Consider the following 19,101-nt stretch of genomic DNA (forward strand, 5'->3'; position numbering starts at 1 on the left):
AGAAGCTTACGTAATGGCGGTAAAGAGTCGCTTTATTAGGACGCGGGAACCGCAGCGCAATGAAGCTCAACCGATTGTGTAAACAGTTGGCCTAGCGTGTTATCTGGGTCAGCATCGGCTGGTAAAGACATCGCATAACTCATCTGTTCTGGCGTCGGGTTGGGCTCGATTAATTCCAACTGACATTGTCTCGCTAGTTCAGGTGACAAGGTCACGTCGCTATTCGATAACCACGACATGTCGACGAAGTAGCTAGGGTCAAAAATGAGTACGCGGAGCGAGTCTCGTGTCACAGGTTTAGGCTTAGAAAGTGGTAGGTCAAATGTTAGAACCATTTTGGCTTTGTCACGCTCAAACTTGGCGTGTTCAGCAACCTGATATTTGATGGGCTCTTCACCATCATAAAAGTACGTGAAGTAGTGCTCATACTTCATGTTTTCAATAACAGACGCAGCGAGCTTTTTGAATGTTTCAGCTTCTGTATCGGCAGAGACATTTTCGCCATCCAACATGTACATGGATGTCATTGCATCAAAAGACCACTCCATAGAGAGACCAGTGATCATGCCATTCTCCCCCTCAATATGAGTTTTCATCTCTATCCAAGAGTGAGGGTGGGCATATAGATTTGGCGCAAAAAACAGTAATACTAGGCCAAAAGGCAAACCCTTTAGAGAACGACAGCATGTCGAGAAACGGCTTACGTAGCGAGAGAAGAAGCGATTGATGACATCGATTAGAATAAATAGCTGTTTCATGAGAAAGAATGGTCATTAAGTGTAATGTTATAATATAACAATTGAGTGGGTTGTTCACATCAAATTTGTGTCATGTTTTGCCTGTTTACGTTTCTACTATCGGTTTCAATTCGGAGTTGCTTTTATTTGCAACTGCTTTCATTCGCAACTGCTTTAATTTGCAGCAATGCCCCGCAAGTGCGAGGCATTTATTGTTGGGGTGGGCAAAGGTATAACTAAATTAGGCGAGTGAATGGACTTGCTTAGAAGAACTTCTTAATCGCTTTTTCAGCACAAGCGACATCTAAGTGGCCACCCGGAGCGCCACCCACACCAATCGCGCCAATCATGGCATTGTTCAGTTGCACCGGAACACCACCCGCTAGGAACAACAAGTTGTCGTCCATATTCTGCAAGGGTTGCATGATAGGTTTGTCGGCGATGAGTTTCATCAGGTTACCTGACGGCTGCTTCATGCTTGCCACTGTGAACGCTTTTTTGCGTGAGCTATCAAGAGTGTGGATGCCTGCGCCGTCAGAACGTAGCTGAGCAATCACATTGCCCGACAAGTCGACAACAGTCGCAGAAACCTTGTAGCCATCGGCTTCACATTGATTAACGGCTTCATGGGCAAGATTGAAGGCCGCTTCTGATGAGATTTGAGTGAAAGAGACCGTTTGTGTTTCTGCTGCCATTGCATTGTGAGAAAGGCTAAGGAAACCAAGGGTTGCTGCTAGTACTGTTAGTTTTGTCGTTTTCATGTTTACTCCGTTAAAGCATCTGTTTTCAAAAAGAATCTGTTTTCAAAAAATATTCGTTTTCAAATTCCGAATTCTATTTTTTGTTTGTTTAGAAAGGGTGTTTTTAATCAACAGGTTCATACTAACGAATGCATGATTACGACTGGCTTTCTTGAACATTACAAAGTTGCAATGTTGGTTATATTCGAGAAAGGATATTGATAGAGTGTATTCAGACCACGGCAAATAAATGAACGGACGTTGATGAAAATACTATTGATTGAAGATGACATTCATATCGCGAGATTTTTGGTGAATGGTTTTCAGCAAGAAGGGATAACGGTGACGCACGCAACAGATGGTGTTGATGGATTACACGAGGCCGTAACCGAAGAGTATGACGTGATCATTCTCGATATCATGTTGCCAAAGAAAGATGGGTTTGAAGTGTTGGCTGAACTCAGAGGGCAAGGCTACGCGACGCCCGTCATCATATTAAGTGCCAAACACTCAGTGGAAGAACGAGTGCAAGGGCTACAGTCAGGTGCTGATGATTATTTGGTAAAACCTTTTGCGTTTCCTGAGTTATTGGCCCGTTGCCAAACCTTGGTGCGTCGAGGCAAGCAACCGACCCCTCAGCCATTAGAATTGCATTACGGCCCGCTTAGCCTAGACCTACTTAAACACACGCTACAAAGAGATAAACAAACGATCACCATTAATCAGCGCGAGTTTATGTTGATGAAATTACTGCTTGAAAACCGAGAGGCTGTGATGTCGAAAACCGCGATTCTTGAGCATGTTTGGGGGCATCAGTTTGATCCGCAAACCAACGTGGTCGATGTTTTGGTTTGTAGGCTTCGCAGCAAAGTTGATAAGGGTTTTTCTAAGCCATTAATTCACACACTTCGAGGTGTTGGCTATGTCCTCAAGTCGTAGTATTGAACAGGCGCTCGCTAAAACGCAGAGACATTTGTTGGTTCGCTTTATGTCGACCTTACTGCTCTGCTTGCTGCTGGTGGAACTGATTGTTGGGACTATCTTCTTTTTCGACCTTTACCAAACGGAAAAGAAGATCCTTACGTCTATGTCGACCGAGTATCAGCGTATTTTGACTTACGATTCGAGTGAGCGATTGATTCATGTTTTAGAGGCCAACCCTCACCGGCTACTCGAAAACAACATTGCGGCGTATAAGCTTGAGAAGGGCGCTTCATCTGATGGCGTGTTTATCGCTGGTGTTCAACATTTATCAACAGCACAGCCTTTTTCTAGCTACCAAATTGATGAGAACCGTTCATGGCTAGAGAGCTTCATCTTGAGTCCCTATATGTCGTTACCTATTGAAGGGGAGCAGTATGATTTCTGGTTGGTTTTGGATAACCGAGCAAGAGACTTTATCGCCTATAATCAATGGCTAATGACCTTATATGCGTTGCTTGCTCTCGTGGCCGTGACCGCAGTATTCACTCGTAACATCATCCAGAGTGCGATGTCTCCGTTAGTGACCTTTGGCGACCTGCTCGATAAGCTGAAAAAAGGGCAGTTAGAATTTCCTAGCACTAGCACTAAAAATGAAGCCGAATCTGATTTACCGAAAGGGCTCAACGTGATCAGCTCTAGTGTCCATACTGCGGTTGCCAAGTTACAGCACGTGACGACAACCTTGAATACGACCGTCGATGCGATCGCTCATGATATTCGAACTCCTTTGTCGCGTATTACGTTAGCTTCCCAAACGGCATTGCTCAATAACGCCGACCAACAAGCGATGAAAGACGCATTGGCAGATTGTTCTGAACACGCCATGCAGGCAAGCAATATGTTAACCGCCTTGATGAAGTTGAACGACGAGCTGACCGGAAAGCGCATACCACAGAAAGTGCCGACTCAGGTCTCTGATGTGATTGCCAATGTGGTGAGTTGGTATGAAGATGTCGCAGAAGATAAACAAGTTGAGCTTGAGGTTGAGAGCGCTGATGCTCTTGTTATTCAGTCAGATCCTGACAAATTGACTCAGGTGTTGGTTAACCTTGTTGATAACGCGATTAAGTACACCGAGCCCGAAGGAAGAGTGACGGTCAAAGCCGAGCAAAGTTCAGAGGGCAAGGTTTCTATAAATATCCAAGATACTGGTGTCGGCATAGAGCAGAAGTATCAGGACCTGATTTTCGAGCGGCTTTACCGAGTCGACAGTAGTCGAAGCAATGTCGAGGGATACGGCTTAGGTTTGTCTTTAGCGCTTGCTATGGTTGATAATCTTGAAGGCACCTTAGTTGTGAAATCTGAGTTGGGTGTGGGGAGTACTTTTACTCTTTCGTTGTAACAACGATTTATATCGTCACTTCTGTCTTTGAAATTTCAACTCTTACGTACAAAGAATGCCCCGCACTAGTGGGGCATTCTTGTTTTTGGGGAAGGGAGGCTCTCCATGAAAAGGTTCGGGAGGTAGAGTAACCTGCGCCAACCCTATTGGCTGCTTGTAGCTTGTAGCTTTTGATCTTAGTTATCGATCCAGTAAATCTTATTTTTCACATGATAGTTATTGGCATATGCCAATAATGAGGCGTATGCTGAACTTCTGATCATTAATAACAGGAAGTTACTATGTTATACGCAGTACCTTGTCGCGACCTTCATGTCGGCAACCATTTTGCTCGTTCCCCACAGATCGCGATTGTCGATGAGCAACGACAAATAAAACAGATTGTTCCTTTGGTTGATTCCGACACCGCTTGCAATAAAAAGAAGCAATGGATCTCTGTCCTCCGTTCTTACGATGTGAAATCTGTAGTCGTCCGTCACATAGGGAAGAAGATGCTAGCGCACTTGTTCAACCACGATATTAGAGTCTTGGCATCAACAGGTAAGGCAGAAATCGGGACTTTGGATTTCGACAATCTACGGGAAGTGACCGATTTAGATTACGGTCGGGAGCCTCGCAACGTTTGTCACAGTAAAAAAGGGCACAGTCAGAGAGGGTGCAGCAATAAAGGGAGTAGTAAGAAAGGGTGCGGTGAGGAAGGGCGCAAGAAAGACGCCGCGATTCTTATGGCACAGCCGAATCACTTAGGGAGTATTCGAGGGTTCCGAAGATGACCTTTTTGTTGACGCTATTGGGGTTTGTCGGAATTGTCGCGTTGATGGCGATAGGTGTGATTTTTTCTCGCAAGCCAATCAAAGGCAGCTGTGGAGGACTTGCGCAGTTAGATATTGAGCGTGAATGCAATTGCAAAGATGTGTGTGAAGGGCAGAGTCGAAAGCTGTATCAGATCTCTGAGCCATCAAGCTAAGTATCGAGAATTCACTGTCGTTGAGCTAGCTAACGTTGGGTTAACTAACGTTGGGTTAACTAACGTTGGGCTAGTTCGCGAGTTAAGCGCTTTGAATCACCAACGCGTGACCGTTGACGATGCACTTGGCGACTTTGGCTCTTGCACGCTTGATGATGTTGCCGAACGTTTGGCGAGACACCTGCATTTGTTCTGCGGCTTCAAGTTGGCTCAATCCTTCTTGATCAGCCAAGCGTAAGGCTTCTAACTCTTCTAATAGCAATTCTTCTTTATGAAGCTCGTCCATAGGAACACCATTAGGCTTAAAGCAAGAGTAAGCCGCTCGGGTGCATAATTGGCGATGTTTTTTTGGTCGAGCCATATCAATCTCTAGGTATTTAAGGTTAAAAGGTAAGTATGAAGGTTTTCATTCCACACAACCATCGGCGTTGCCAAGTGTGCAGCCAAGGTTTTTTTTCAGACAATCCAATAATATTTGAAGCTATTGGTGAGCACGAGGCTTTAGTTAAGCATGAGACTTTATCCAAGTCTGAAGCTTTAGCTAAATATAAAACCAGGGCCAAGATTGTACCAACAGATAAAGCTGAGGGCTACGATGGCATCATGCAGGGTGGCATTGTCACCGCGTTACACGACAGTGCGATGCTGCATTGTTTGTTCCAAAATAACATCACTGCAATGACGGTGAGTTTGGCGTCTCGCTTTCATCATCCTATTTCCATTGGTCAAGAACTGGAAGTTCGTGCCCTATGGGTCAAAAGCAGACGTAATATCTACTTCCTAGAAAGCCAAATTACGCAGTGCGGAAAGTTATGTTCGTCGGCACAAAGCCAGTTTATGTCATCCCACTAGTTATCGATCTGATGTTCCCTATGCCGTTAGTTTGTTACGCCCATTCTTTTGCACAATAAATAGAGGTTTTCTATAGTTAAGGTTATAACGAATAAAGCTAGGGCAGTATTGAATTTATCATAATCTTTCTTCACTTCTGATCGCGCTGATGTGTGTTCATTAGTCGAGCCTTCGTACTCGATTCAATTCATTGCTGCCTTCTTCTGGAGGGCTGCTGATGCACAAATACTTCAAATCGACACTCCGATACGGTGTCACTTCAATCGTTTCTCTTTTTCTATTCTTCAGTACTTTTGCCTCTTCTTCTCCACTTAAAGTCGGAGTGTACCCGTGTCCTCCTTTTGTGATCAGTTCGATGGAAAGTCAATGGAATGGCCTGAGTGTCGAGCTTTGGGAACAGATCGCTAAAGAAATGGACGTTGAGTACACGATAGAGAATCACCGTTTGGATGAATTACTCAATGCGATTGAAACAGAGCAAATCGACATCGGTGTTTCTTGTATTTCAATCACCCCAGAGCGTGAGTTGTTTGCTGACTTTTCCCATTCCTTTTATGAAACTCACCTCGCTATCGCAGTGAAGAAGCAAGGTTACCTTCATACCTTACACGCCATTTTCTTAAACCCTGCATTGTGGCTGATCATTGGCGTTATCGTCTTTATCTCTGGTGTGATTGGTGCCTTTTTTTACGTATTGGAGCACGGTGAAAATGAAAAGCTCTATTCGATGAAAAGCCGAACGGGCCGTTGGTTAGAAAGTTTCATATTGGGTTTGCTTTTTATCACTCGAGGCCCATTCAATTATTTTGAGTTTAAGAGCTTAACCGGACGAATTGCTACGGTGTTCATTGGTGTGCTGAGTATGCTGTTTATCGCCAGTATTACGGCGGTATTAGCCAGCAAGCTTACGCTCAGCCAAGGCTCTTCCCATATTAAAGGCGTGAATGATCTAGCGGATGTTGAAGTAGGGGCAAAAGTCGCGACGACGTCTTCTTTGATGCTCACAAGCTTTGGTATTCGACACAAGAGTTATATCGATATGCCAAGACTGTTGGCGGCTTTAGAGGAAGGCGAAGTGGAGGCGATTGTCGCTGATGATGTGGTGCTCAAATATATGATTGGTAATGGCAGAATAAGCGGGCAGTTCGATGATCTAGAGGTGTTGCCGTATCAACTCGAAAAGCAGAATTATGGCTTTATCATCACTGAAAATAACTCGTATGAAGAAGAAATTAACCGCGCTCTGCTGAAAATTCGTGAATCGCGAAAGTGGCGTAAAATCTTGGTCGACTATTTTGCAGATAAGTAACCGAGTTTAACTGCTAACTCTCAAGCATTTCTAATGCCTCTCCCTAGAGTTGTTCTGAACCAGAGGCTTTGTTCTTTTTGAAATATTTGAACGCTGTCCAAACGACATAAGCCGCAACGCCCACAATCAATGCAGAGCGAAGGAGAATAGGAGCATCATGTTCAAGTTGACCAACATGCGGCACAATACTGGCAAACAATCGACTGGTAAAAAACAGCCCCATTACTAACATAACAATCTTATTCATGTGACCTGCCATTCAATTGAGTACGTTGCACAGAATGAGTTATGTGGGCGATTACACGGCCAAAAACGATTCTGCTCGAAATAAAAGCATGCGCTTATCAAGAGCGCCCGTCAACGCGATATCAGCTTAAAGCCAGTAAGCTAAAGTTTCGTTTTTGGAAGTGATTTGTTCTGCTGTTGGAGTTTCGAGTTCAAGACTGTTGGGAGGGCGATGACACCTTTCTGTGAATTTGATTTTCCCGAATTATTATTCTGATTTATGATCGCATGCAATCTAGGGGGGACAAATGTCCTCCTCTTTGTTTCTATCGGCGCAATAAGATAGGTGCTACAAAAATCAAATAATAAAGGACACCCCGATGGACCTATTCGCCCTACTTGATATCAATAATACCTTAGTCAATATCCCAATAGGGGATGGCTACGCGATGAGCTGGATTGAAGCATTCGGCACCGTATTTGGTTTGCTGTGTATTTGGTTTGCAAGCCAAGAAAAAACCATTAATTACCTGTTCGGGTTACTGAATGTCACCTTATTTGCGGTTATCTTTTTCCAAATTCAGTTATACGGACTGTTACTGCTTCAACTCTTTTTCTTCTGCGCCAACATTTACGGCTGGTACGCATGGACACGCCCTAATGAGCAAGGTGAAACGCTAGAAGTTCGCTGGTTGAGCCAAAATAAACTGGTGGCAACGGCTGCAGCCTGTGCGATTTCGATTGCACTGCTCACAATGTATATCGACCCATTCTTCTTTGCGTTGGCAAACATCGTGGTTGATAGCTTGAATCTATTTGGTGCTGATTTAACGGAACCAGTACTTGAACCTGATGCGTTCCCATTCTGGGATGCCACGATGACCATTCTATCTATTGTTGCTCAAGTTCTTATGACACGTAAGTATGTTGAAAACTGGATACTGTGGATTGTGATTAACATTATCAGTGTTGGTATTTATGCGACGCAGGGTGTGTACGCAATGTCTGTTCAATACGCAATCTTAATGTTTATTGCGGCAAACGGTACTCGTGAGTGGGCACGCACAGCTAAACGAAACAGTGATAAATCGTTAACTCAAGCAACGGCTTCTTAGGAGTGAAGATGGCAAAGCAACCTCATATCGGCGTTGATGAAACGCAAATTGCTCCGTTAGTCATTGTTTGTGGCGAGCCTGATAGAGCGAATCGAATCGCGAGCTTGCTTGAAGATGCCGAGATGGTTTCTGAGAACAGAGAGTATCGAATCTTCACTGGTGCCTATCAAGGGAAAGCGATGTCAGTTTGCAGCACTGGTATTGGCGCACCTTCAATGATCATTGCGGTAGAAGAACTTAAGTTTTGTGGTGTCACTCATATCGTTCGAGTAGGGTCTGCAGGTGCGATGCAGTCACATATCGGGCTTGGTGAGCTAATTATTGCAGAGGGCGCGGTTCGCGATGAGGGTGGTTCTACCGCTTACGTTAAGCCGTCGTATCCCGCCTATGCAAGCTTCTCTCTGCTTAAAGAGCTAGACAAGTTCTTGCAGCAGCAAACAACACCTTACTATTTGGGCACGGTACGCTCACACGACAGTTTTTATACCGATGACGAGCAGGCGCTTTGTCAGTACTGGAATGGCAAAGGCATTTTAGGTGCAGACATGGAAACATCCGCGCTGTTTACCGTGGGACGCTTGAGAGGGCTTAATGTAGCTTCTATCTTGAACAATGTTGTCTTGTACGAACAAGATGTAAAGGAGGGCGTTGGGCAATATGTCGATGAGGCAGAGGCAATGATGCAAGGAGAGCGGCTAGCATCATTAGCGGCACTGGAAGCATTAATTACTCAATAAGAGCCTGAATAAATGCAAGACGAAAGCGATGGGAGACCGTCGCTTTTTTATTGGGTTCTCTCCTGTGGTTTAAGTGGTTACAATCGTTTGAATATAAACAGCAGTAATGCAATGAGAGAGTAAGTATGAAGATTGCACCATACTCAAGCGGACGCTTTAAAAACTACTTAGAACAAAAAAGCTCTGAGTTTAGAGATCTCATCTACCAACACCAAGTTAACTCTCGTTACTTCAATCAAAACGATGAAATCCTACGTCAAGGTGAGCAGCTTCAGTATCTTTATGTAGTGCCCGCAGGGAGAGTCTCTATGAGTATTTCTGCGGCTAATGGGCGACGCTTTCAATTGGGTGAGGTGAATTGCGATTACCATATCTTCGGTGAGATGGAGTTTTTCACTCAGACACCTTGTCAGTGGAACGTAGTGGCTGACGAACACATGCAAGTTGATGTCATTTGCATTCAGAAACTAGCAGAAGCACTACATGAAAATCCGGAGATGATGTTCTTCTTTGCCTCTGCATTAGCGGAAGATTATCAAGACTCTATGGGCATTTACACTAACCGTCTTTTACACTCAATTACCTACAACATTGCCTACGACTTATTGGTTCAAAGCCAGACAAATACTGTGTTAGGCGGTTTCGATAAAGTGAATCAAGAAGCGGAACGTTTTGGCACATCGAGCAGAGTGTATCGAAGAGCGGTTAAAGACCTACTAGACAAGGGTTTCATCAGAAAAGGAGACCAAGGGTTGGAAATTGTTGACCAGCAAGCACTCCGAGCCTTTATTGATTCGTACGAGTAAGAAAAAGAATGACTATCGTAAAACAGGGCACGAATAGTAAACTTAATTATCGCCTTGTACTTACCCTTATTTTTATGGGTATTGGCTTCTATTCCCATGCGAACGACATTCATATTCACCTCAAAAAAGAAACGCTGCACCAACACATTAGTGTTGCGAACATTTTCCTGACTCTTATAACTAACAATGAAAATGATGATAGTGAAAAGGGTGGTTTGGGTACGTATGACAATCTGACTGAATTACTTACCTAATATTCAAAAATTGAACAACTGTGTCATCACACTTCACGCGGTTTGGTAGTTGAAAAAGTAACGTTCATATAGCAATGTTGTATTTACCGATCCTATTGGGAGTGGTGTGGATGTCTGGCTATCAATGGGTGTTTGTTACAGGAGCTATTATTGCATTGCTGAGTTTTCTAATCTCGTTGACTATCGATACCAAATTGCATCAACGCATTAATGGGGTGACTGAATTGCAGAAAGAGGTCGCTTGAAAGGGTTAATCGGTATAAGCACTTGATTAGTGAAGCGCTGTTTCTTAAATCAAAAATGCCACTGCAAGGCTGCAGTGGCATTAGAAGAATAACAAACTATAACTCTAACAGTTTTGCCAATTCACGCTCTTCCATAAGCTCTTCAATGCGTTGACGAGTCTTGGGCGTTTCGGCTTGTGCTTTGGTTGACTTGCCTGCTTTTTTACTGCGGCTAGCTTTAACTTTTTCTTTGGTTATAGACATAGTAATCTTCCTTGGATTCTGCTTTGAGATCGTATTTACTCTAAGCGTTACATGACTCTTTTAGTGCTTTACCTGCTTTAAACGCAGGCGTTTTTGATGCTGAGATTTGAATCTCTTCTCCGGTTCGTGGGTTACGACCAGTGCGAGCTGCACGAGAATTAACTTTGAAACTACCGAAACCAAGGATGGCAACATCATCACCCTTAGCCAATGTGTTAGAGATACCTTCAACAAGTGCGTTTAACGCTGAACCTGCTTGATCTTTTGAGATGTCTGCTGAAGTTGCGATGTGTTCAACCAACTGAGATTTGTTCATATTCTATATTCCTTATTGAGTACGGCTGGCGCTTAACTTTAAGGCCAAGCTTGTTCTATCTTAGCAATAAGGGCTGAAATAGTGTTAACACCTAGGCAGGGTTTTGTAAAGTAATCAACAAGATTGAGCGTTAAATCATCTTTCAGTATAACCGAATGCAGTTCTTTAGCTATCAGTAATTTAAATGCTAGCTATCAAGCTAGTATGGGAAAGGTGAACGTTATCTCTCATTTTTTGAGAAAGCTAATCATAATTCAGCGTATCACTTGTCGGATAAATGAGAGAGCAGAAACAAAAAAGCCCAGCGAATGTGCTGAGCTTTTGGTGTGTGTTTCTATTTTAGGACGAGACACTAAGTTAGTTCGGTAAGATCTACTTAGTAATAAAGATTTTCTCTGTTTCTAGTGACGTCATAGCGCGAACTTGGCGCCAAATGTAATAGAAAATACCTAACATCATCAGCATGCTAGGGATAGCTATGGCTGGGTAGCTGTATAGCGTGAGCTTACCCAACTCTTCATTAAAGGCTGCAGTGCCGGCAGGGCTTGTCACAATCCAAGTCGCTAGGAAATAGTTCATCGCAGAAGAGAAAGCGAAGGTACTTGCGAATAGGTAGTTCGATGTCATTAGACAACGATCAAACTTTGCTTGGTTACCGAACTGTCTTAAACGCTCTTCAATAAGAGAGATGTTTAACAGAGCTGGTGTAAAGATAACTTTTTGGATAAACGGGTAGCGAGTGAAGGTCGATCCAAGAACCGCTAAACCAATTAGGCCGGGGATTAATGCTTCTTTTAGCGCTAACCAACGAGTGTCTAGTTCGAAGAAACCAATGCCACCCGTTAATAACACGCTGATGAAGCCAAGCGCCGCGATGAAGTTGAACTTCTTGTTGCGGATTAACTCCATGCCACCGTAAGCAATAGGGAAGGCAAGGGCGACAAGTAATGCTAAGCCTGTTCCGAGATGCTCCTCTCCACTGAACTTCATTAAGATGAATGAAGGAAGAAGGACGTTAAATACGACTTCGAAAAGAGGACTCGATTTTTTGTTTTCTGTACTACTCATAATTTCTAAATACATTATGTTATGGATTTATTCTCAGGGATTGTTGTTTACCTCGCCCAAGATGTAAAGCCTTAACACGTCATGCTGTGTAACGACATGTGACATCAACGACATCTCTGAGCCTATGTCACGTTGAATTCAAGACTTTACGCATTCTAGTTCTGGATGCTTTTAGGTATCCCGACCGAACGAACCAAGCAACGTTTCATAATCAGACTTGTTTGCCAAACTCTCAATGCTTATAAGTTTCAGTACGTCTGCGAACGGAGAAAGGTGTAAAAAATCGATGATGTTGCGGCTGTCCACTTCATCAAACAATTCAGTATGTCGAAACTGGATGTAATCTAAAGCGACATGGAGATACAAGGTGGCCAAGTTGTCGTTCAGAAGGGATTCTAGTCCTTGTTTTTTTATCTCTTGGTCAAGTTGCTCTAGGGCGGCAACCATACCTTCTTGCCCTCTATGGATAAGCGCATTGTCACTGTCTGTATAGCGAGTCAATGCCACGGTTCTAAACGCGATCTCCATTAAGGTCTTCGCTGTTCCTAATGTTTGCATTTCATTGGCACGACTTAACGTTACCTGACGTAGCGTTTGAGGCTGGTACGTTTCAATTAGGTATTGGCAAATGCATAAGCTTTCCGTTAGTGCTGTTCCGTCTTCAAGTTTGAGTGCTGGAATTAAACAAAACGGATTGACGCTTTTTAGATTGGCCGGGGAGCTCCATGGATCAACCCAAACAAAAGACAAAGGAGAGCAGCGTGATAGAAGCGCAGTTGCTGCGACCACGCGTGAAAACGGGGAGGTTTCATTTAAGTAGAGTTGCATGATAATCCTTTATTGTATTCGTCAGATGAACTGAGGAAGCTAGCTTAGATCTAGGTCAAGTGTTCAGGCTTAGAGTGAGTTACAGTCATTAAGGTACACACCGAAGACAGCATCAAAGCAGCAGTACTAACGGTGAACAACACGTCGTATGAAGCCATATGATTTAAGTAGTACGCCATCAAAAGCCCAACCACACCTTGTGATACAGCAAAAGAGAGTGTCATTCCTGCCCACGCTTTGGTATGCAGTTCATAGCCTACAATCTCCAACGTGTAAGTCGACACTAGAGTTACCGTTCCCGGCGTGAAAATACCAACCAGTAATGAAGAAATTAACAGCGCGATAGGGTGTGTACTAACAAGCGGTAATGCGACGCCTAAAGCCTTGAGGCTAAATGCAATGCAGAGGGATTTTTTAAGCCCTAACTTGTCTCCTAAGATGCCTGTAATCAATGGTCCAATGGCGGCGCCAATACCAAAGGTTGCCCAGAACAAACCACCGCTGCTGAACGACATACCCAGTTCTCGCACGATGTAATCAACCCAAAACAAGGTATGGGGTAAGTAGCCGATAGCATCGAAGGTATACGCCGCCAGAATAAGCGCAACGCTGATTAGTTTTGGCTTTGAGAGCTGAGAGAAGGAGGACTTTATATAAGGCGCTTTAGACGTATTAGGTTGGGTTTGCCATGCATTCCAAGTCAGTATCGTTGTGACTAATGCGATCACTCCCATGCCAATCCAAGCCGACACCACACTAAAATAGATCAGTACTGGGATTAATGTGCCTGATAACATCGCACCAACTCCAATGCCTGAAAATATGACACCGCTGACACGCGCCTTCACATCGGGATTAAACTTTCGGACAATCACTGGTGGGGCGACAACCATTAATAAGGCACCCGCAATTCCAGCCAAAGTTCGCCAAACATAGAACCATGTTAAGGGCGCCTCCTGTAGCGCACAGCCTAAGTAACTAAAACTGCTTATCAACATAGCGAATCGAATTAACTGCCCAGCACTAAAGTAACGCAGCAGTATGTTGGCAGCAGGTGCACCCAATATGTACCCAAGAAGGGTCGCGACACCAAGGTAAGATGCATCACTTTCGCTAAACCAACCACTTTGAATGAGCGCCGGCATTAATGCTATATAGGCAAACCTACCGATCCCGTTGCCTATTAGAGTGGCCCCCATTCCAGCCAAGCTGTCTCGATTAACGATGTGTTTATTCAGCATGAAAAGGGCTCTTTTTAGGTTTAGCTAGATGTTCTAGCACTAGGACAAGATCTTTGTTTAGTTTTGCATATTGACATCATTCACCATCAATATCACTAGGCGGTTAGTCATATAATTTTCTCATCTAAAACCAGTTTGAGATAGGTAAATAGCGAGTGTGTTTAAACACTTAGGTGGATGTGTTGTTCTGCCTAGGGGGCGGCAATAAGCGATTGTTTTAATCACCGTAGAATTGAGTGATTAATGGTTAGACTAAAGTTGGACGACCGGCCGCTTTAATTGAACATGAGTGATTTGTTTATCTAGAACTGTGTACTGACTTGCCGGCTCTAACTCACATTCATCCACCTTAAACGATAGATGAATGTGAATTAAGAAAGATCTAACTGGCTAGGTGTGAACCCATTATTTATCGAAGAGCAGATTGAAGCTTAAAGGGATTTTGTCGGAAATCGCTAACCCACCAACGGTAGCTGATAGCTTGTTCAAGTTGTCTGTCGATATTCCAAAATCAGCGCCATTGACGATGATTGTCGAGGCTGAACTGACCATCACTAACTCTTCTGATGGAACGATTAAAACGGGAAAATCAATCGTTTTTGTTACGCCGTGCAAGGTAACCTCCGCTGCAATGGTTGTTCTTTTTGGGTCACCAGACAACATTGACGGTTCAACTTTTCCAGAGATTTTCACTTCAGGGAAAGTCATCGATTCAAAGTAAAGCTCATTGAGCCTCTGATCGCGAATAGCCACGCCAGTACTCAAACTTTTCATATCCAACAATATGGCAAATTGACCCGCTTCGGTAAGGCCACCAGATAAAGGCTTGATGGATGCGGGCTCAACAACAAACTGCTTCTTGATGGTTGCGAACGTGATATTCGATAAATTGGGGTCTAACGTGTAGCCCGTTTCCGCGAAAGATTGAGCGGAGATAACGGTGCATAGGAGGCCGAGTGTAGAGATTAGTTTTTTCATAAGTTGTCACCACATTGATGAATTCACAAGTTTAACGTTCTCGAGTCGTGCATTTTTGGAGTCTTTATTTGAACTAAAGGTAAATTAGAAAAAGATAGATAGAAGCTTAGTTCAGCATTCATCAAATTACCTGACGAAGCTAGAGCATCGCCATATTATTGGAACCATGATCGGCAAAGTTACTTGTGCAAATTTGGTTATGTTATAACATAACCAAAAGTCACTATTACTGTGAACGACGTTTGCAGTGTTAAAAGAGAAACGATAAGCATGCATCAAGGAGATGACGTAATGAATGCCGTGTTAACAAAGCCTTTGATAACGAATAGCAATCAGCCACTTAACATTAGTTCCGTTGTGAGTATCAAGGATCAGGCGCATCATAAGCCAGGACTTAGCGCTTCTGAGCAGCCAACGGTATTAGCGGATATCTACCAAAGTGATATTAATATAGTGGTATGGCAGCGACAGTTTAATGAAGATTTAACTATGGCAATTAGTGAATTCATCGCCTCGAATCCTAGCTTCAGTAAGTCTATTAGCCTGTCACCAGACAAGGCTTACGATAAATTGGAATTTGCTACCGACGGAACCGCTTCTAAAGCGTTATTAGAAAACATGGCAGAGCTGGTGGATATGTTCTGTTGTTTGTTCGATCTTGAAGAAGTAGGGCTCCGTTTGGCGGTTCTGAATAAGGCGATGTGTCCTCGTTTCCATTTTGACCAAGTACCTTGCCGCTTAGTGACCACTTATCATGGTGTTGCGACTCAATGGTTGTCAAACGACTTAGTCGACCGTTCTAAGCTAGGGCGAGGGGCTAACGGACAGCCAGATTCAGCGTCAGGCTTATACAATCATGAGTCAGATATCCAACAACTTTCGAGCGGTGATGTGGCGTTACTAAAAGGGGAGCGCTGGAGTGGCAACGAAAATGCAGGTCTTGTGCATCGTTCTCCCGTTACTTCATCTGACGAGACACGATTATTGCTGACGTTGGACTTTGGTTGATCAACTTTTGACTATTTAGTCCACGGCCTGTTTCTTTTCAGACGTTCAACACATTTAAATACCTTCCTAATGAGCTAACGGCATAGCGCGAGCTGTGCCGTTATTACTGCCAAACAAAGACACCCATCAGCTGACCTTGTTTAGCACATTAATTCAAAACTTAGAGTTCACCATTCTCTAAATCAATGGGTTACGATGCGTGCTCTTACTCACACATATGAATAATTCAACCGGTTAGCTGGTTTCTTAATTTATTTTAAAGCGTAAAATATATCCCGCTTGCAAACCGCTTTGGCAACCAATTTGTTCGCCACGGTTTTTTACTTCCAAATTATAGGTTTCCTATGTTCAAGAAACTCTCGCTTAAAAATAAGCTGGCGATTTCAGCCAGTATGGCCATTATCCTGGGGGGGATTTTGGTCGAGGCATTGTCTTTTCGTGCTTCATTGCAAAGGTTGGATACAGAAGTTGAACAGCGTTTAGAGGGCGCATCGGCTTCTTACAATCAATATGTATCGGATTGGATCTTATCCAAAGAGCGTGCGCTTACTTCTCTTTCGAAAGAATCCAAACAAGAAAGCTTGGTGACTCATCTAAAACAGGTTCGTGACTCAGCTTCTTTTGATAATGTCTTCTTGGCATTTCCTGATGGTTCGCAAAAGAACGCGAACGGAGTAGTACTGCCGCCGGGCAATGATGATCCCCGTTTATGGGGGTGGTACACCAATGCGGTTGCGAACCCAAGCAAGGTGTTCATGGATAACCCAACGGTTGCTGCAGCAACTGGGGCGAACGTTGTTTCATTAGGAACAGCAATGCAACTGCATGGGCAACAGGTTGTGTTGGGTGCTGATGTAGAAATTACAGACATCTTAAACAGTCTAGAGCAGGTGATTCTTCCAGGTGAAGGTTACATGTTCATCGCGACCAACAAAGGCACGGTTTATACGCACCCTGACACTAAGTTACTGAACAAGAATATCAGTTCACTTGGGTTAAATTTCTCCGATGTACAAAAGGCTCTGACTAGCGGTAAAGACACTTCTATCGAGCTGAATGGCAGCGACTATGTTCTGTACGCACGTGCTATTGACGGAACGAGCCTGATTACAGTGAGTGTTGTTAATCATGACTCTCTGGTTGCACCGTTATTTGATGCAGTGATTGGTCAAGTTTTAGTGACACTGCTGGTCGTCATTGTATGTACCATACTGTTTAACCTTTTGTGTACTATTCTATTCCGTCCGTTGAACCACGTATCTCAAGCATTGGCGCAAATCGCGAATGGTAGCGGTGATTTGACTCAACGCATTCATGTAGAAAACCAAGATGAAGTGGGCGAGTTGGCTCATAACTTCAATACCTTTGTTGGAAGCTTACAGCAGTTGATTGGCCATATCCGTGGGCAGTCAGAACAGCTAAATAGCCAGTCAGAGCAAAGTACTCAACGTGCGAACCGTTCTGTGGATGAGCTTAACCATCAACAGCAAGAAATCACAATGGTGGCAACGGCTGTAACGGAAATGGCCTGTGCAACTCAAGAGATTGCATCGCATGCCGAGCAAACAGCAAAAGCGGCACAAGACTCAGCGACAAGCACTAACAGTGGTCACGCTCTGGTCGTCGACACTAAAGGTTCTATCAATAACCTAGCCAATGAAGTGAACGAAGCAGGTAATGTGATCAGCGAGCTAAACAAGCATGCTCAAGAGATCTCGACAGTACTCGCCACGATTCAAGGTATTGCTGAGCAAACCAACTTGCTTGCTTTGAATGCGGCGATTGAAGCGGCTCGTGCTGGTGAACAAGGTCGTGGCTTTGCTGTGGTAGCGGATGAAGTACGTGTGCTTTCACAGCGTACCCACTCTTCAACGGAAGAGATCAAATCAACAATTGATATTCTGCAGCGCACAACGGCGCAAGCGGTTGAGCTTATGGAGAGCAGTTCTAAACTGGCGATACATTCAGTAGAAGATGCAGACAGAGCTTCGCATGCGCTTGAAGAGATCAACACGGCGGTTGCTTTGATCAGCGATATGGCGACTCAAATCGCGACGGCTGCTGAAGAGCAAACACATGTGACGGGTGAAATTACCCAGAACGTGACGACCATTAAAGATGTTACCGACCACCTAGTTGTGGGCGCACAGGACAGCTTAACTGAGTCGAACGAACTTAAGAGCCAAGCCGCTGGTTTAAGTGACAAAGTGGCGACTTTTAAGCTTGCTTAACTGTTCCACTCGCTGATGCCTGATCAGTGAATGAACAGAAAGCAATAAGCCAAAGCGACGTAGATTACGTCGCTTTTTTTGTGTCTGTGAACAATAGAATTCTATACTAATCCGTTTCTGAAAATTCTCTAAGCGCACTCATTGCGGCTTCAGCTTTGTCTTTCTGAACGAAGATATGGTCGTGATAAAAGCCAGCAATCACGTTGGCGCTAATGCCGTAAGAACCAAGCTTGGTGGCAAAGGCCGCTGTTAATCCAACCGCCTCGAGGCTCGAATGTACCGATAAAGTTATCAGGCCAAATACACCGTCGAAGTCTAGCTGAGCTTTGGTCGCAACTTCTTCTTTCAGAACAAGTGTTAAGCCTTCTTTTTCACGAAAGGTCGCTATTGGGTCGAGTTGAACATAATCTGCCAATCCCCCGTCTACAGTACAAAAAACATAATCACCTTCAATGAGCTCTGGTGACATGGACTTTAACAAAATGTCTAAATCGGTAATGGCAGTCATCGTCTTTTTCCCTGTGTAATCGCGTTTGTTTATGGTGTTGGATAATGCAGCCAAGATAGAATTTAGCTCTGCATAAGTAAAATTAATAATACTTATCCCACATCAGTATTGTTAATTTAGAGCTTGCTTGCATCTTGCAGATATTGAAAACGCACTGGTAAACACAAGCAATCCAACGTCTGTTGATATCAGTGATTACATGAAGAAAGCATACCCACAATTCAAGGCAACGGAAGGCGACCTAGAACTGGGTTCCAAAGTGCTAAGTGGTGAGATGGAGTGGCACTAAATTCATTATCTCGGTTGTGTCTCAGAAAAGCTTTAAGATTGTGTGCTAGATTTAAGTTGATACACAACTGGAGATATC

The 19,101-nt window shown here is 43.9% G+C and carries 25 protein-coding genes; 14 read left to right on the plus strand and 11 right to left on the minus strand.

Annotated elements, in window-relative coordinates; translation table 11 throughout:
• Positions 1-35 precede the first annotated feature (35 nt).
• Together L3V36_RS01745 and L3V36_RS01750 are read right to left on the minus strand one after the other, a co-directional pair.
• Positions 36-758, minus strand: coding sequence for a DUF1007 family protein (locus tag L3V36_RS01745; RefSeq protein WP_208774150.1), 723 nt, complete (start codon positions 756-758; stop codon positions 36-38).
• A gap of 242 nt (positions 759-1,000) precedes the next feature.
• Positions 1,001-1,498 carry a heme-binding protein gene (locus tag L3V36_RS01750; protein ID WP_102453051.1) on the minus strand — a complete coding sequence of 166 codons (498 nt, stop codon included), beginning with the start codon at positions 1,496-1,498 and terminating at the stop codon, positions 1,001-1,003.
• A 243-nt stretch (positions 1,499-1,741) separates the two neighbouring features.
• On the opposite strand from L3V36_RS01750, the gene L3V36_RS01755 reads away from it, so the two are divergent.
• The 4 genes from L3V36_RS01755 to nqrM all read left to right on the plus strand — a co-directional run bounded on the left by L3V36_RS01755 (position 1,742) and on the right by nqrM (position 4,770).
• Complete coding sequence (locus tag L3V36_RS01755) at positions 1,742-2,416, plus strand: response regulator transcription factor (protein WP_208774152.1); 675 nt, start codon at positions 1,742-1,744, stop codon at positions 2,414-2,416.
• Positions 2,400-3,803 carry a HAMP domain-containing sensor histidine kinase gene (locus L3V36_RS01760; protein ID WP_208774154.1) on the plus strand — a complete coding sequence of 468 codons (1,404 nt, stop codon included), beginning with the start codon at positions 2,400-2,402 and terminating at the stop codon, positions 3,801-3,803. The genes L3V36_RS01755 and L3V36_RS01760 overlap by 17 nt, the downstream gene beginning before the upstream one ends.
• Positions 3,804-4,084: 281 nt before the next feature.
• On the plus strand, positions 4,085-4,576 hold the full coding sequence (locus L3V36_RS01765; protein WP_102489404.1) for a NifB/NifX family molybdenum-iron cluster-binding protein: 492 nt from the start codon (positions 4,085-4,087) through the stop codon (positions 4,574-4,576).
• The gene (gene nqrM, locus L3V36_RS01770; RefSeq protein ID WP_004734813.1) at positions 4,573-4,770 is read left to right on the plus strand and encodes a (Na+)-NQR maturation NqrM; all 198 of its coding nucleotides are present in this window, start codon (positions 4,573-4,575) and stop codon (positions 4,768-4,770) included. The genes L3V36_RS01765 and nqrM overlap by 4 nt, the downstream gene beginning before the upstream one ends.
• 82 nt (positions 4,771-4,852) lie before the next feature.
• Here nqrM and L3V36_RS01775 read toward each other — a convergent pair whose 3' ends face one another.
• A complete protein-coding gene (locus L3V36_RS01775) occupies positions 4,853-5,131 on the minus strand; it encodes a DUF134 domain-containing protein (protein ID WP_004734814.1) in 279 nt (92 codons plus the stop codon).
• A gap of 35 nt (positions 5,132-5,166) precedes the next feature.
• Here L3V36_RS01775 and L3V36_RS01780 point away from each other — a divergent pair, with 35 nt between their 5' ends.
• Entirely contained in the window at positions 5,167-5,622 is a 456-nt protein-coding gene (locus L3V36_RS01780; RefSeq protein WP_102482008.1) for a PaaI family thioesterase, read from the plus strand.
• Between the two features lie 217 nt (positions 5,623-5,839).
• Positions 5,840-6,931, plus strand: coding sequence for a transporter substrate-binding domain-containing protein (locus L3V36_RS01785; RefSeq protein WP_017080621.1), 1,092 nt, complete (start codon positions 5,840-5,842; stop codon positions 6,929-6,931).
• A 43-nt stretch (positions 6,932-6,974) separates the two neighbouring features.
• Here the strand turns inward: L3V36_RS01785 and L3V36_RS01790 are convergent, their stop codons facing one another.
• Positions 6,975-7,178, minus strand: coding sequence for a hypothetical protein (locus tag L3V36_RS01790; RefSeq protein ID WP_004734817.1), 204 nt, complete (start codon positions 7,176-7,178; stop codon positions 6,975-6,977).
• A gap of 358 nt (positions 7,179-7,536) precedes the next feature.
• Between L3V36_RS01790 and pnuC the strand changes: the two genes are divergently transcribed.
• The 5 genes from pnuC to L3V36_RS23845 all read left to right on the plus strand — a co-directional run bounded on the left by pnuC (position 7,537) and on the right by L3V36_RS23845 (position 10,313).
• The gene (gene pnuC, locus L3V36_RS01795) at positions 7,537-8,271 is read left to right on the plus strand and encodes a nicotinamide riboside transporter PnuC (RefSeq protein WP_208774156.1); all 735 of its coding nucleotides are present in this window, start codon (positions 7,537-7,539) and stop codon (positions 8,269-8,271) included.
• Positions 8,272-8,279: 8 nt separating this feature from the next.
• Positions 8,280-9,008: a nucleoside phosphorylase gene (locus L3V36_RS01800; RefSeq protein WP_102482009.1), complete on the plus strand. Its 729-nt coding sequence runs from the start codon at positions 8,280-8,282 to the stop codon at positions 9,006-9,008.
• A 125-nt stretch (positions 9,009-9,133) separates the two neighbouring features.
• Positions 9,134-9,814: a Crp/Fnr family transcriptional regulator gene (locus tag L3V36_RS01805; RefSeq protein ID WP_004734820.1), complete on the plus strand. Its 681-nt coding sequence runs from the start codon at positions 9,134-9,136 to the stop codon at positions 9,812-9,814.
• A gap of 8 nt (positions 9,815-9,822) precedes the next feature.
• Positions 9,823-10,068: a hypothetical protein gene (locus tag L3V36_RS01810; RefSeq protein WP_208774158.1), complete on the plus strand. Its 246-nt coding sequence runs from the start codon at positions 9,823-9,825 to the stop codon at positions 10,066-10,068.
• Between the two features lie 110 nt (positions 10,069-10,178).
• The gene (locus tag L3V36_RS23845) at positions 10,179-10,313 is read left to right on the plus strand and encodes a hypothetical protein (RefSeq protein ID WP_265131695.1); all 135 of its coding nucleotides are present in this window, start codon (positions 10,179-10,181) and stop codon (positions 10,311-10,313) included.
• Between the two features lie 96 nt (positions 10,314-10,409).
• Here the strand turns inward: L3V36_RS23845 and L3V36_RS01815 are convergent, their stop codons facing one another.
• The 6 genes from L3V36_RS01815 to L3V36_RS01840 form a co-directional block, all read right to left on the minus strand.
• Complete coding sequence (locus tag L3V36_RS01815) at positions 10,410-10,556, minus strand: hypothetical protein (protein WP_004734823.1); 147 nt, start codon at positions 10,554-10,556, stop codon at positions 10,410-10,412.
• A gap of 40 nt (positions 10,557-10,596) precedes the next feature.
• A complete protein-coding gene (locus L3V36_RS01820) occupies positions 10,597-10,872 on the minus strand; it encodes an HU family DNA-binding protein (RefSeq protein ID WP_004734824.1) in 276 nt (91 codons plus the stop codon).
• A gap of 372 nt (positions 10,873-11,244) precedes the next feature.
• The gene (locus L3V36_RS01825; protein WP_102441734.1) at positions 11,245-11,940 is read right to left on the minus strand and encodes a VC0807 family protein; all 696 of its coding nucleotides are present in this window, start codon (positions 11,938-11,940) and stop codon (positions 11,245-11,247) included.
• Between the two features lie 171 nt (positions 11,941-12,111).
• Complete coding sequence (locus L3V36_RS01830) at positions 12,112-12,768, minus strand: glutathione S-transferase family protein (protein WP_208774160.1); 657 nt, start codon at positions 12,766-12,768, stop codon at positions 12,112-12,114.
• Positions 12,769-12,818: 50 nt separating this feature from the next.
• A complete protein-coding gene (locus L3V36_RS01835; protein ID WP_208774162.1) occupies positions 12,819-14,009 on the minus strand; it encodes a YbfB/YjiJ family MFS transporter in 1,191 nt (396 codons plus the stop codon).
• Positions 14,010-14,414: 405 nt separating this feature from the next.
• A complete protein-coding gene (locus L3V36_RS01840) occupies positions 14,415-14,987 on the minus strand; it encodes a YceI family protein (protein ID WP_017094299.1) in 573 nt (190 codons plus the stop codon).
• Positions 14,988-15,278: 291 nt separating this feature from the next.
• On the opposite strand from L3V36_RS01840, the gene L3V36_RS01845 reads away from it, so the two are divergent.
• Both L3V36_RS01845 and L3V36_RS01850 read left to right on the plus strand, forming a co-directional pair.
• Positions 15,279-15,995 (plus strand): DUF1826 domain-containing protein, encoded by a 717-nt coding sequence (locus tag L3V36_RS01845; protein ID WP_102575164.1) that lies wholly within the window; start codon positions 15,279-15,281, stop codon positions 15,993-15,995.
• A 344-nt stretch (positions 15,996-16,339) separates the two neighbouring features.
• Positions 16,340-18,226 (plus strand): methyl-accepting chemotaxis protein, encoded by a 1,887-nt coding sequence (locus L3V36_RS01850; RefSeq protein WP_029405847.1) that lies wholly within the window; start codon positions 16,340-16,342, stop codon positions 18,224-18,226.
• A gap of 106 nt (positions 18,227-18,332) precedes the next feature.
• On the opposite strand, the gene L3V36_RS01855 is transcribed toward L3V36_RS01850, so the two are convergent.
• Positions 18,333-18,734 (minus strand): ACT domain-containing protein, encoded by a 402-nt coding sequence (locus tag L3V36_RS01855; RefSeq protein ID WP_102482014.1) that lies wholly within the window; start codon positions 18,732-18,734, stop codon positions 18,333-18,335.
• A gap of 127 nt (positions 18,735-18,861) precedes the next feature.
• Between L3V36_RS01855 and L3V36_RS01860 the strand changes: the two genes are divergently transcribed.
• Positions 18,862-19,023, plus strand: coding sequence for a hypothetical protein (locus L3V36_RS01860; RefSeq protein WP_181258297.1), 162 nt, complete (start codon positions 18,862-18,864; stop codon positions 19,021-19,023).
• Positions 19,024-19,101 lie beyond the last annotated feature (78 nt).

Origin of the sequence: Vibrio sp. G-C-1 (genome assembly GCF_021728015.1) — a bacterium.
GTDB lineage: Bacteria > Pseudomonadota > Gammaproteobacteria > Enterobacterales > Vibrionaceae > Vibrio > Vibrio splendidus.